The sequence below is a fragment of the Campylobacter sp. US42a genome (assembly GCF_004379055.1).
GTDB lineage: Bacteria > Campylobacterota > Campylobacteria > Campylobacterales > Campylobacteraceae > Campylobacter_D > Campylobacter_D jejuni.
The window spans coordinates 1-14,182 of record NZ_RYYK01000003.1 but is presented as its reverse complement, the minus strand read 5'-3'; the positions used below and the strand labels follow the sequence as shown (position 1 = coordinate 14,182).

At 29.4% G+C, this 14,182-nt stretch carries 10 protein-coding genes and 1 pseudogene; 10 read left to right on the top strand and 1 reads right to left on the bottom strand.

The window, feature by feature from the left end:
• Positions 1-6: 6 nt before the first annotated feature.
• The 6 genes from ELQ10_RS03500 to ELQ10_RS03475 are packed head-to-tail and all read left to right on the top strand — an operon-like array spanning position 7 to position 5,382.
• Positions 7-1,332: an esterase-like activity of phytase family protein gene (locus ELQ10_RS03500; protein WP_134250198.1), complete on the top strand. Its 1,326-nt coding sequence runs from the start codon at positions 7-9 to the stop codon at positions 1,330-1,332.
• Positions 1,329-2,138 (top strand): alkaline phosphatase family protein, encoded by an 810-nt coding sequence (locus tag ELQ10_RS03495; protein ID WP_134250197.1) that lies wholly within the window; start codon positions 1,329-1,331, stop codon positions 2,136-2,138. Before ELQ10_RS03500 ends, ELQ10_RS03495 begins: the two co-directional genes overlap by 4 nt.
• Entirely contained in the window at positions 2,135-2,974 is an 840-nt protein-coding gene (locus ELQ10_RS03490; RefSeq protein ID WP_002854833.1) for an ABC transporter permease subunit, read from the top strand. The genes ELQ10_RS03495 and ELQ10_RS03490 overlap by 4 nt, the downstream gene beginning before the upstream one ends.
• Positions 2,975-3,754: an ABC transporter permease gene (locus ELQ10_RS03485; protein ID WP_002878002.1), complete on the top strand. Its 780-nt coding sequence runs from the start codon at positions 2,975-2,977 to the stop codon at positions 3,752-3,754.
• Positions 3,755-3,757: 3 nt separating this feature from the next.
• Positions 3,758-4,747 (top strand): ABC transporter ATP-binding protein, encoded by a 990-nt coding sequence (locus tag ELQ10_RS03480; RefSeq protein WP_002776579.1) that lies wholly within the window; start codon positions 3,758-3,760, stop codon positions 4,745-4,747.
• On the top strand, positions 4,744-5,382 hold the full coding sequence (locus ELQ10_RS03475) for an HAD family phosphatase (protein WP_002854882.1): 639 nt from the start codon (positions 4,744-4,746) through the stop codon (positions 5,380-5,382). The genes ELQ10_RS03480 and ELQ10_RS03475 overlap by 4 nt, the downstream gene beginning before the upstream one ends.
• A gap of 23 nt (positions 5,383-5,405) precedes the next feature.
• Here the strand turns inward: ELQ10_RS03475 and ELQ10_RS03470 are convergent, their stop codons facing one another.
• Positions 5,406-6,161, bottom strand: coding sequence for a basic amino acid ABC transporter substrate-binding protein (locus ELQ10_RS03470; protein WP_002854837.1), 756 nt, complete (start codon positions 6,159-6,161; stop codon positions 5,406-5,408).
• A 596-nt stretch (positions 6,162-6,757) separates the two neighbouring features.
• Between ELQ10_RS03470 and ELQ10_RS03460 the strand changes: the two genes are divergently transcribed.
• The 4 genes and pseudogenes from ELQ10_RS03460 to ELQ10_RS03445 all read left to right on the top strand — a co-directional run bounded on the left by ELQ10_RS03460 (position 6,758) and on the right by ELQ10_RS03445 (position 14,096).
• On the top strand, positions 6,758-9,070 hold the full coding sequence (locus ELQ10_RS03460) for a hypothetical protein (protein ID WP_347876301.1): 2,313 nt from the start codon (positions 6,758-6,760) through the stop codon (positions 9,068-9,070).
• A 10-nt stretch (positions 9,071-9,080) separates the two neighbouring features.
• Positions 9,081-9,731, top strand: a pseudogene (locus ELQ10_RS08720) (filamentous hemagglutinin N-terminal domain-containing protein); the annotation flags it as partial.
• Positions 9,732-11,384: 1,653 nt separating this feature from the next.
• Positions 11,385-12,398: a hypothetical protein gene (locus ELQ10_RS08620; protein ID WP_243833027.1), complete on the top strand. Its 1,014-nt coding sequence runs from the start codon at positions 11,385-11,387 to the stop codon at positions 12,396-12,398.
• A gap of 9 nt (positions 12,399-12,407) precedes the next feature.
• Positions 12,408-14,096 (top strand): ShlB/FhaC/HecB family hemolysin secretion/activation protein, encoded by a 1,689-nt coding sequence (locus tag ELQ10_RS03445; protein WP_134250195.1) that lies wholly within the window; start codon positions 12,408-12,410, stop codon positions 14,094-14,096.
• The last annotated feature ends 86 nt before the right edge of the window (positions 14,097-14,182 follow it).

Genomic DNA, 14,182 nt, shown 5'->3' with positions numbered 1-14,182 from the left:
GATTGGATGAAAAAGGTTATTTTAACAAGTGCTATGCTTTGCAGTGTTTTATTTGGAATTCAAGAGCATGAGGCCAATTTAGCAGGGCATATTATCATAGATTCTAAAAGTACAGTAAAACCTCCTAAGGATGCTCCTGATTTTTTTAAAACTTATGGGAAATTTGCAAATATCACTAGAGAAGAAAAAATTGGAACTTTTAAATCTAAGGGAAACAGGGAAACAGATTTTTATTTACCTTTTAAAAATCAACCTATACAAGGACATAGTGGGATAAAATATATTCCAAAAAAAGATGTTTTTTGGGTGATTAGTGATAATGGCTTGGGTAAAAAGTATAATTCTTATGATGCTATGCTTTATGCTCACGAGTTTAAATTTGATTTTAAAAACTCAAAATACGAACTTTTAAAAACAGTTTTTTTTAAAGATAGTGATAAAAAATACCCTTATCCTATAACCACCGAAACAACCAAAGAAAGGTATTTAAGTGGGGCTGATTTTGATACTGAGAGTATACAGCTTATCAATGATGAATTTTATATAGGTGATGAATTTGGTCCTTATTTGCTTCATTTTGATAAGAATGGGAATTTAAAAGAAGTTTTTGATGTGTATGTGGAAGGTAAAAAACTTATTTCTCCTGATAATCCAAATTTAAAATTTAGCGATAAGCCTGATGGAGAAAATGAGAAATTTAATATCAAGCGTTCTAAAGGCTTTGAAGCTATGGCAAGCTCTAAAGATGGTTCTAAACTTTATTTGCTTTTAGAAGGAAGCATTTACAATAACAACGCTTATGAGAATGAAAAAGGTAAAGAATATCTAAGAATCATAGAATTTGATGTAAAAAATAAAAAATTCACCGGAAAAACTTATAAATATTTCTTAGAAGATAAAAGCCATTCCATAGGTGATTTTAATATGATAGATGATAAATACGGCATCATCATAGAAAGAGATCAAAAAGAAGGCACTAAAGATAAGGCTTGCAAAGAAGGTGAAGATACTAAGCATTGTTTTAATAATGTAGCCCAATTTAAAAGAATTTACAAGGTTAAATTAGATGATAAAACCCATGAAGCTCAAAAAATTTCTTATATAGATCTTTTAAATATCAAGGATAAAAATAAAATTTCTAAAAAGCCTTTGATAAATGATAAATTTGTTTTTCCTTTTGAAACCATAGAAGGTGTGGATATAGTAGATGACTCTCATATAGTCGTAGAAAACGACAATAACTTTCCTTATTCTTCAAGCAGAGAACCTAATAAAACTGATGATAATGAATTTATTTTACTTGAAGTAAAAGATTTTTTAAAGAGTAAATGATGTCCAAAGTTATTTTAGTTGTGCTTGATGGCTTAAATTGTAAAAGCGCTAGTATAAATATGGGATATTTAAATGCGCTTTGCAAAGAGAATTTAGGCAAATTTTATTCTTTAGAATGCGAACTTCCTAGTATGTCTCGTCCTTTATACGAGTGCTTATTAACAGGCATAAAGCCTGTTTTAAGTGGGATAATTAATAATAAATTGAGTTTTTCAAAACAAACAAGCATTTTTGACCTTTGCAAAGAGCAAGGCTTAAAAGCTGGAGGCGCAGCTTATCATTGGGTTTTTGAGCTTTATAATAAAAAAGAATTTATTCCTTCTTTACATCGCCATATTGAAGATGAAAATTTAACTTTACCTTATGGACATTTTTATTATGAAGATGATTATTTAGATTCTCATTTATTTGCAGATGGGGAGCATTTAAGAAACAAATATAATCTAGATTTTACTCTTATACATTCTATGAATATAGATGATACAGGACATAAATTTGGCTCACACTCTATCGAGTATGCTAATAAAACCAAAAAAGTTGATATTTTGATTTCTGAGTATTTGCCTACTTGGTTAGAACAAGGTATTAATGTAATCATCACAAGCGATCATGGTATGACAGAGGGTAAAAGTCATGGAGGCTTAAGCGAAGATGAAATTTTAGTGCCTTTTTTCACTTTTGGTAATGCTTTTTCGTATGAAAATGCCAAGATAAAACAGGATGAAATTTGTGGCAGTATCTGTGAAATTTTAGGACTTAAACACGATAAGAGATATAATGATGAAATTTTAAAGGCCAGAAAATGAAAGAAAAATTTCTAGCCTTTTTAAGTATTTTACCTTTTTTTATAGTTTTTACTTTTTTTATGATAGCACCTTTGATTTGGATTGTTTTTAATGCTTTTTATGTAGAAGAGGATGAAATTTATTCTTTAGCCAATTTTATACATATTTTTGAGTCCAAATTCTATCTACAAAGCATTATAAATTCTTTACAAATCAGTTTTATTTCTAGTATTTTTGGACTTTTAATAGGGCTTTTGGCGAGCTATTCTTTATTTATTTTAGCTCCATCAAAAATATGTAAATTTCTTTTTTCTTTAAATACCATGATAAGTAATTTTTCAGGAGTTCCTTTAGCTTTTGCTTTCATTATAGTTCTTGGAAGCAATGGTGTAGTTAATGTGTTTTTGAAAAATTTAGGCATAGAGCCTTTTGTTAGTGTTTATGCTAATTTCGGGGTAAATATTGTTTATGTGTATTTTCAAATTCCTTTGGCAATCTTGCTTTTGCTTCCAGCTTTTAAAAGTCTTGAAAATTCACATTTAAATGCTTGTAAAATGTTAGGTGGAGGCAATTTTTTATATTGGTTAAAAATAGCTTTGCCTTTGCTCGCTCCTGCTTTGTTTGGTGTTTTTGTGATTTTATTTGCCAATGCTTTTGGAGCTTATGCGACTATTTATGCTTTAAGTTCGGGAAATTTTAATGTCGCTCCTGTAAGAATCGCTGCTTTAATCGCAGGCGATATCAATCTTGATCCTTATATGGCTAGTGCTTTAAGCATCATTATAACTATTATCATGCTTGTTGTTACCTTTATAGCCAATTTCCTTTCTAAAAAATATAATTTTAAGGTGCTTTAAATGAATGAAAATTTGAGTTTAAAAGCTAAAATTTATCATTATGCAGTTTTGTTTTTGGTTTTTTTATTTTTAGCTTTGCCTTTAATGGCTACTTTTTTATATTCTATTTCCACTTCTTGGGGTGTAAGTGTTTTGCCTGATGATCTTACGCTTAAATGGTATCAAGAACTCTTTCATGATGAAAGATTTTTACTTGCTCTTTGGCATTCTTTGCTTGTTTGTGTGGGCAGTATTTTACTTTCTGTGATTCTTGTTTTCCCTTTGGTTTTTGTGCTAAATTATTATTTTTTAAAATTAAAAGCCTTTGTAAATATACTTATTATCATGCCTTTTGCTGTACCTCCTATAGTTAGCTGCGTAGGGCTTTTGCAACTTTATGCTGACAATATAGGAGGCACAGCTTGGATACTCATTTTTACTTATTTTACTATAGCTTTGCCTTTTATATATAGGGCTTTAGATAATGCTATATCTAATGTCAATTTAAATGAACTCATCGCATCTAATGCTATGCTTGGAGGTTCTTTAATGGGAGCGATTTTTAAACTTGTCTTGCCTAATTTAAGAAATGGAATTTTGGTGGCAGTTTTTTTAAGTTTTTCTTTTTTAATAGGCGAATTTTTATACGCAAATATTCTTGTAGGAAGTGCTTATGAGACTTTGCAAGTTTATCTTTATAATATCAAAAATCAAAGTGGGCATTATTCTAGTGCTTTGGTAATAGTTTATTTTGTATTAATTTTTATAACAACTTTTATAGCTAGTTTGATTAAGGAGTGAAAAATGGCTTATTTAAAGATTAAAAATTTTAAAAAAGCTTATGGGGATAAAATTATTTTTGAAGATATTAATTTTAGTGCTAAAAAGGGTGAGTTTATAACCCTTTTAGGCCCAAGTGGCTGTGGAAAATCCACTCTTTTAAGGTGTATAGCAGGGCTTAGCCAAATTAATGGAGGAAAAATTTCTTTAAATGATAAAGATCTTACTAAATTAAGTCCTCAAAAAAGAAATATAGGTATGGTTTTTCAAAATTACGCTCTTTTTCCAAATCTTAACGTTTTTGAAAATGTAGCTTTTGGCTTAAAGATCAAAAAAATGGATAAAAAGGACATAGAAAAAAGAGTGAAAAAAATGTTAAAACTCGTCGAGCTTGAAGAATACGCTAAAACTTATCCACATAAGCTTTCAGGTGGACAAATGCAAAGAGTGGCTTTAGCAAGATCTTTGGTGACTAAACCTGATTTACTTTTACTTGATGAGCCTTTATCGGCACTTGATGCTAAAATTCGTAAGCATTTAAGGGTGCAAATTAAAGAAATTCAAAAAGAACTTGAACTCACCACTATTTTTGTAACGCACGATCAAGAAGAAGCTTTAGAATTATCCGATAGGATTATTTTAATGAATGAGGGTAAAATCATACAAAATTCCAACGCAAACAATCTTTATCTTTTGCCAGAATCTCATTTTGTGGCTAGCTTTATAGGAAATTACAATATTTTAAGCCCTAAAGAGCTTGATAGCTTGGGTTTAAAACACGATTTTAAAAAAGATATAGCCTTGCGTCCTGAAACCATAGAAATTTCTAACGAAGGCTTAGAGGCTAAGATCAAAGAAAAATCATTGCTAGGCAATATCATACGCTATAGGGTTAGAGTGCAAGAAATTGAATTTAAGGTAGATACTTTAAATTTTAGCACTCATAGTACTTATGAAGCAGGTGATAAAATCGCTTTAAAATTCAATCTTTCTTTAGCAAAAGAGTTAAAATGAAGCTTGTTTTATTTGATTTAGATGATACTTTAATACAAGGCGATAGTGCTAAACTTTGGCTTAAATTTTGTGTTGAAAAAGGTTTTTTACCTCAAGAATATTTAGAAAAAATCGTTTTTTATCAAAAACAATATCAAGAAAAAAAGCTTGATATGGATGAATTTATGACTTTTTTTCTTCAAAGTGTTAAGGGTAAAAATGAAGATAGAATTTCATCTTTAGTAGATGAATTTATAAAAATTTATATAAAACCTTATGAAAAAGCTAAAGAACTTATAATCAAATATCAAGATCAAAGGTGTATTATAATTTCAGCTACGGCTGAATTTTTAGTTAGAAAAATCGCCTCTTTTTTGGGAGTGAGAGAAAGCATAGCCATAAAATGCGAGCGTGTGGGCGATAAATTTAGTGGAAAAGCTTACGGGGTTTATAGCTTTAAAGAAGGCAAGGTTTTAAGACTTAAAGAGTATTTGGGTAAAGATTATGAAAAATGGATGAAAGATTCTTATTTTTTTAGTGATTCTATCAATGATTTACCTTTACTAGAGTCTGTTAGCAAAGCCTTTGTATGTAATGGTGATGAAAAAATTTTAAAAATTGCAAAAGAGAGAAAATATGAAATTTTAACTTTTTAAGCTATAAGCGTGAAAATTCACGCTTATTCTAATTCATATTTTTTAATTAAAGTATCATAAAATCCATCAGTTTTTGCTTCATCTATGCCTTTGTTAAATATTTCAATAATATCTTTTTGTTTATTTTTATCAAAAGCAAAACTAAAGCCTTCTCCTCCATCTGTTTCTTGGTAGAAACTTACCAATTCTGGATTTTCAGCTAAAAAACCTTTAGCAGTATCTTGATCAGCTACAATAGCATCGATTTTGTTGTTTTTTAGTGCTAAAACAGCTATGTTTAAATCTTTATTGCTTTGTACTTGTGCATTTTTGATAGCTTTTGCAGTATTTTCTTGTAAAGTTCCTAGTTGAACTCCTATTTTTTTACCTTCTAAATCATTTTTCGTTTGAAGAGAGTCGTTGTTTTTTAGCTTAAGATAAAGATTTTTACTCATATAGTAAGGTTTGGTAAAATCAACACTTTGTCTTCTTTCATCAGTTGCACTCATAGCTGAGGCAATCATATCGATTTTGCCAGCTTTTAAAGCAGGAATCAATCCATCGAAATTGGTTTCAACCCAAACAATTTTAATACCATTTTTTTTGGCAATCTCTTCAACCAAATCAGTATCAAAACCTGTAAGTTTTGAGTTTTCTTTATAATTAAAAGGTTTATAATTTGGAGCAGTTCCAACCTTTAATTCTACACTTGCATTTGATTCTTTATTTTTAGAATCACTACAAGCACCTAAAAATAAACCAACTAAAGCAACTAGGGCAATGCTTAATATTTTTTTCATTTTTTTCCTTTGATATAAAATGTTTTAAAATTATACTTATTTTAAATTTATATTTAATTAAGTCTGGATCAATTTTTAGAAAAGTTATATTAATGTTGTGCTTTTAGATAATATTTAAATAATTATAAAAGTATTTTTTTAATATTTAAAATAAAATTTTATTTAAGAATATATTAATATAAAATTTGTTAAATTTTCATTAAATTTAAATATTGAAAAATAAAATATCAAATTAATATTTTATTTTATAATCAACTCAGGACATACGGGATAGTGTTGCAAATAATCAATTTGCGATAAATCAAAGGGATTTTATTTTAGTGAGAAATGAGATGAAAAAATATTTTAATATTTTTAAAATTTTTACAAATAAGACAAATGCAAAATTTGGATTGGGCGTTTGTAGTGTGGTTTTATCTTCTTCGGTTTGTTTTGCGGCGGTTCAGGCTACAAGCAAGGATGGAAAAATTTTTTATATTTCTGAACATTCTTTTAAGGATAATCAAGTTTATGATTCTCAAGCAGAAATTTTTAAAAAAATTAATGGAAAAAATTTCTATGCTTCTAAGTCAAAATATCCTATATCAAATTTAACTATGATTTATAATAACCCTAAATCTGGAAATAAAAATTTATCCAAGCTTGAAATTTTAACTCCGGATACTTCAAAAGAAGAGATCATAACAGCTTTTAGCACTTTAGGAACCGTATCTTCAGATACTCAAGCCGTTCCTAGTTCTTTTATACCTTTTATTGTAACAGCTTATGCTCAAAATACAAATGCAACAAATAATAAACTTATATTAGAAAATGGAGAATTATCTTCTGTGTATTTTTGCAAACCAAGCATAGGGGATTGTGGAGTGCCTAATAATTCTCAAAAAGGCGATCGTTTTAAGTATTTAATTACTGCAGCGTTTACTGACAGGGGGGGGGGATTTAACAATCAAACCATTTTAAAAGAAAACTCCTATATCAATATGGGTGTAGAAAATATCTACACCTTGCCCTTAAATGGAGCTCCTTATATTTCAGGATCTGTAGCTTTTGATGGTGAAGCTAAGGACAATAAATTAATCTTAGAGTCAAATACAAAAATTGACCTTCATAATTCCCAGTATTTTTCAGATGAAGAAGGTAAGGATATTTATGATGAAAGAATTACTCGTTTAATGGGAGCTTTTGGCATAAATTCTAATTTACAAAACAATAAAGTTCTTATCGATTCAGCTAATATCGTCCTTCATGGGCCAGATGGTGAGTATACAGCTCGTTCAACCTTTGAAATTTTGGGTGCTTTAGCTGATGTAAATAATCTTAAAAAATACAATGTAAGTAAAAATTCTGTAATAATTAAAAATTTAAATTTAGATTTAATGGTAAATTCGCAAAATAAAATAACTTTTTATGATGCTGTTTTATTTGGAGAAATTTACGGTGGAAGAACATTACAGGGTAATGCAGAGAAAAATTCTATAGAAATTTATCATTTTAACTCATTAGATCATCTTAATAAAAACATTAAAACACATGCATCGTTAAACCTCTATGGTGGGTATTCTAACGATGGTGAAGCTAATGGAAATAAAATTGTATTTCGCCTTAAAAAACCTTTAAAAATCAGTGATAATTTTTATGGAAAAAATTATTACAATCTTTACGGAGGTTTTGCTACAGAGGGTGCGAATTTTAATGTTATTGATATACAAAATGATTTAACCTATGAAAAAGTTCCACAAAATTATTCTGATAAATTTACTGTATATGCGGCAAGAACTTTAAGCGGAAAAGCAAATAATAATACCTTAAGTATAAAAGATTCTGTTATTTCATTGCCTTTATATGCTTTTATTACAAGTGAAACTACGCTAGATGGTATAGACTATATCGCTGATGAATCAAACAATAATGAAGTAAATTTTGAAAATATTAAATCATCTAAAAATTTAAGTTTGATGATCAATGCTAAAAATGTTTCAAATAATAAAATAAATTATAATCTCATTCAGAGTTTAACCGAAGCGAGTTCTTTAGGAAAGGGCTCAAAAATTATTTTAAAAGCAACTCAAAATGCAAACAACAACCTTATAAAGCTTAAAGATTGTTCTTCGGCTGCCGTGGAAAGTTCGTGCATCATAAAAGCAGATAAAGAAAGTGCTTTTAATAAAATCATCATCAACAACACAGCTTTTAGCACTGCCTCAGATAAAAGACAAGGTTATGTGGGGTTGATAGCTGGAGTGTCTGCAAATTCTCATGATAATATCATGGAGCTTGTTAATTTAAACATAGATGAGTATAAAAATCAAGATGCTATATTTTTAGCTCCATCTGGAACTTCGGATATTTCAAATTTTAAATCTTATAACAATACTTTATATTTAGGCGGAGAGTTAAATTTCTTTAAAGATGTAAATATTGATTTGCTTTCTGGTTCTGTTTTTCATGAAGTAAATAAAAAAGGTAAAATAATCACTCAAATTCTACCGCATCAAGAAGATTTTTCTAAAAACAATCGTTTGATTATAGATACTCAAGATATCAAATCAGAAGTGGTAAATAACTTTGAAAATTTTACTTTTATTTTGCCAAATAAAATAAAAAATCCTATCTTAACTATAGAAAAACTTATCAATCTTCCTACAAATGGAAGTATGGAAATTCTTACTAAAAATAAACCAATAAAAGGAAAATATATTCTCATACAAAGTGATGTTGGAATTTATGATGGTGACAATAGATTGTTAAATCAACAAGAATTAGAAAATTTGTTAGAAAAAATGAAAAATAATAAAAATAAATTTAATTATAACAAGATAGAAAAGTTGGCTAAGAGCACATTGAAAAATGTAAATTTTAGCTTTGAAGTTTCAGATGATGCAAAAATTGTTTATGTAAATATACTTTAAGGAGGGAAATATGAAAAAGATGAGTAAACATATAGTTTTATCATTTGCGGTGAGTTCTTTGCTCTTTTCTCAAGCTTATGCTTTACCACAAGGAGGTAAATTTACTCATGGTACAAGTGGGACTATCCATACCTCCGGAAATACTGTAACAATTACAGGAAAAGGACAAAATCATGTTATCCAATGGGGTGGTGGTTTTAATATAGGACAAAATGAAAGTGTAAATTTTAACGGCAAAAATCAAAACTACCTAAACATTGCTTATCAAAAAGATGCTTCTAAGATAGACGGAGCTTTAAATGGCGGGAATAACAATATCTTTTTGGTTAATCCTATGGGAGTTTTGATCGGCAAAACAGGAACTATAACTGCGGGAAAATTTGTAGCTAGTACAACACCTTTAAATGATGAAAATGTTAAAACTTTTTTAAAGCAAGGAGTTAGTTTTTCTCCGGCATTTGATGTAAGCAAACAAGGAAATATAGTTAATCTTGGAACTATCAATGCAGATAATATTGTTTTAATAGGAAATAAGGTTGAAATAGGAGTAGGTGGTAGAATAAATGGAAAAGATGGAGCTAGCAATGCTAAAGAAGCTCGCCTTGTAGGTAATTATGTTTATGTGAATGTAGGAAAAGAAAATGGAAAAAATACTATAAATGCTAACTCTTTAAAAGGAACAGCCATTAAAGAAGGTTTTTTGCAAAGAGATATGACAAGTTTTGCTGGAGATAATTATCAATTTGGAGATTTTGGTACTATTTTAAAGTCTTCTTACAATGGAAAAGAGAGTCAAAATTTTTATAAAGCCATCACTATTGGTGGTTGGGAAAATGATAAAAATATTCAAGAATGGATTTTATTTTCAAATGGTTGGAATAAAGATGAATTAAATGGAATTTTTAAAGATGATTTAACAACTGTAAGATTGGTTAGTGATATAGATTTTGGATATAAAAATGCAGTGGATCCTGTGGGTGCAAGTAAATATGCCTTTAGTGGAATTTTTGATGGTGGAAATTATACTTTAAAAAATATACTTATCAATGCTCAAAATACAGACAAAGGATGGAATACTGGTATTTTTGGTAAAGTTGAAGGAAAAGATGGTAACAATAAGGCTAAAATTTATAATCTTAATGTCGATGGTTTGAAATTTAGCGGAAAAACAAATTCTGGAGGAGCTTTTGTTGGGCAAAGCTCTAACGCAGATTTTAGTAATATTCATTTAAAAAATATTGGAGATTTAATTTTCTTTGACCCAAATTCCAAAAATGGAACCGGTGGATTTCTTTATGGTGGCGGTTTTGTAGGTTATGCCAAAAGTGGTTCTAGTTTTAATCGTATTAGTTTAGATAATTTTTCTAAAATCGCACTACAGCCAGAGGGTAAATTTAGCAGTGCGTATATTGATATTTACTTAGGTGGTTTTGCTGGTTATTCAGAAGGTAGTAATTTTTCTAATATTTTATTAAACAATATTGGCGGAGTAACGATTTTAGGTTCAGAAACAGGTGGTAATATTTTTGCAGGTGGTTTTGTAGGTTATGCTGGAGATAAATCATATTTTTCTCAAATTGATTTAAAGAATATAGGCAGAATTTATGGTATCGTAGCTGAAGGAAATAAATTTGTTAAACATACTGCTGCAGGTGGTTTTGCTGGGGCTGTAAATGGAACTAATTCTTTTGAAAAAATTTCTTTAATAAATTTTGGAGATATTATTGCGAAAAGAGGATATGTTTGGACTCCTGATGGAATTGCTTCAGATAAGCTTTTTAATGTTGGATCTGGTGGATTTATTGGAATTTTAAATCCTCTGGATAAAGATATACTTTATGTTAGCTTTAAAAATATTTTAATTAATTTTGATCAAAAAATGCAAATTTATGCTAAAGCTGGAGATGGTGTCGGTGGCTGGTTTGGCAATGATTATAATAATTATGAATTTAATGCTGCAGGTGGATTCTTAGGGGGGCTTTTTAATTCTAGAGTTGGAGATGTAAATTTTAATAATATCCAAATGAAATTTGGAAAAGAAACAAAAATAAAAGTTCAAAAATATAGAACTAATAATAAAGAGATGTTCCAAGGTTTATTTATGGGATATTTTGTTAAAGATTGGTGGGATGGAATATTAAAAACAAACAATATTTTCGTATACTATGAAAAAAATTCTCGAGATACTTACGCTGGTTATTATGATGTTAAAGGTAAATTTTTTGGAGAGATTTTCAATGATTCTGCTCTTGCACATGGAAGAGGCTTTGAATTTTATGATTACAATATAAAAAATAAAGTTATTAATGAAGCAATGGTTGGATTTTTAGAGAATCAAGGAGGGGTAGTTAGTAAAGATTATAACAATGGATATGTTTCTTATTATGATGGTAATGCAAAAATTACTCCAGAAGTGCCTGATTTTAAAGATCCTGTATTATCCAAAGACGACTTTGATCCGAAATTGCTTCAAAGAATTTTAGATGATTTGATGAATGGAAAATACACTTATGATTTTGATACCAAAACTTGGACTTACACAGATAGTAAGGGTGTGGTAGGGGAAAATGAAGCTAGTGAGATCACTCAAAGTTTAAATTTCTTAAATGCGTTTAAAGATACCGGAGTAGAACAAGAATTTTTAAAGTTATGGCAAGGTTCGCAAGAACAAAGTTATAAGAATTACGCCAATCTTTATGAAAAATGGACGCAAAAGAAAACTGCTATGGATAAAATCAAAACCGGCGAAGGTTATTTCGCTAGTTTTAAAGAAGAATTACAAAAATACCAAGAAGCCTTAGCTCAACTTGACAAAGAAAATAAAAACTATGAAAAAATCAAAGAATCAGGCTTAGTTAGCGATGAAACATTAAGGGCTATATATGAAAAACTTTTAGAACAAAAAGAAGCTCTTGAAAAGCAGTTTGCGGATCTTAGTGGAAATGAAGGATTTCGCTATAAGCTTGAAAATGAAATTCTAAATTCTCAAGGTTTTTCTATAGAAGGTAAAGATGTAGATGATAAAGCATACACTGGAAATTTTAATTTTAAAGGAAAATTAGCCTTATTGCCAGAAAAACCAAATATATCTATCTATGAGCCAGATAAACAAGGGGGTGAAGATCCAGACAAACCTTCTGTATTGCCGCCTGAAATTCCTGAAAAGGTTGTAGAAGCTCCTATAAAAATTCAAACCGAAGTAGACACAAAAAAAGAAGAAGATGATGATCAAGTGGAAATAGGAGAAGCAGATGCTAGAAGTAGTGGTTTGCGTTGTATTGTAAGTGATAATTTTAAGACAATGAATATTTGTGTAAATGCAAAATAGGAAATAAAAATGAGAAAAATTTTAGTTGTTTTAGTCTTATTGCAAGTATTTTCACATGCTGAAGAGCTAAATAATAATAAAATAAGAGAGCTTATAGAAAGCTCTCCTGAAGCAAATGAACCACAAAATAAAAATTTAAAAAATACATTAAAAAATCAAAAAAGCCCTGTAAATTTTAAAGAGCAAAATACTACAAATATTACAAATTCACAAACTGATCAAAATGAAGCTAAGGTTTTTGTAAGAGAGTATGTTTTGCATATTGATAATAAAGATTTGACATTTAAAAAATTAAGAATTAGCGAAAAAGAAATTCAAGATGCAATAGCTGAATATCGCAACCAAGAGTTAAGCTTACAAAATTTAAAAGATATAACAAACATTATAGCTTATTATTGTCAAGTAAGTGGCTATCCTTCGGCAACTGCTTATATACCACCGCAAGATTTAAGTTCTAACAAAGTGCAAATTAACATAGCTTTTGGAACTTTAGGAAAAGTAATCATTAAAAACAACTCAGGTGTGAGGGATTATGCTTTAGAGAGTAAATTGAACAAAAATCTTAAAGGGAAAGTTATCACAACTAAAAATGTGGAAAATGAAATTTACAAAATCAATGAAATATACGGAATCCAAACCAATGCTAATTTACAATCAGGTGATGGTTATGGAGAAAGCGATGTTATTATAGAAGTAAACAAAGGTGATAGTGCAACTTTAACTTTATATTCTAACAACTATGGGACTAAAGAAACAGGTCGTTTTAGAGCAGGAATGAGTCAAAGTTTAAACAATATAGCAAGACAAGGGGATAACTTAAATTTTTATCTTCAAGATAGCGATGAAAATCAAATAGATTATGGGATTAATTATAGTACTTTTATAGGAAATTTAAAAATTACTCCATTTGCAACTCAAGGACATTATGTTCTTGGTGGAATTTATAGAAATCTTGGTTTTTATGGGGACTCTATGAATGTTGGAGTAAATTTTTCTTATCCTATGTTTTTATATACCGAGTATTCTTTATATCTTGTTTCGGGTTTTACTCATAAAAAGATTAAAGATTATTATCTTGATGGTTTAGTAAGTAATGAAAAAGCGAGCAATAGTGTAAATTTAGGCATAGAAGGAACTTATAAAGGTTTGGAGAATAATGTCCTAAGTTATACCTTAAATTTTACATATGGCAATGTTGAAAACGATGGTGATTCTTCTGGATTTAATGGAGTAAATTTAGGGAATTTTGGAAAAATGAATTTAAATTTAAGCAACGAATATCAATTCCAAGAACGCTTAACTCACATTTTTCAACTCAATTATCAAAAAGTTATCGGTGGTGCTGTTTTAGATAGTAGTGAATCCGTGTCTTTAGGTGGACCTTATGGTGTGCGTGCTTATTTAGAAGGCGAGGGGAGTGCGGATAATGTTGTTTCTGGCACCTTAGGAATAAGATTTCAAACACCTTTAGAAGGGCTTTACTTGACTCCTTTTTATGATATAGGATATTCTTGGTATGAAAATAAAGAATATCAAAGCGAAAATCATTATTTTATGGATGCAATGGGTATGCAAATACTCTATACAAGAAGTGCTAATTTTTATGTAAAAATGGATGCTGCAAGAGCTGTTCATCGGTTTAAACACGATGGAGAACATCGAGCAAGAGTTTATGTAAGCCTAGGAAAATACTTTTAACTTTGGGGTGATTGGAGAAATTTCTACCCCCCCCCCATTTTTCAACCCACCAAATACTTATATAAATACTTACACAAATATTTATA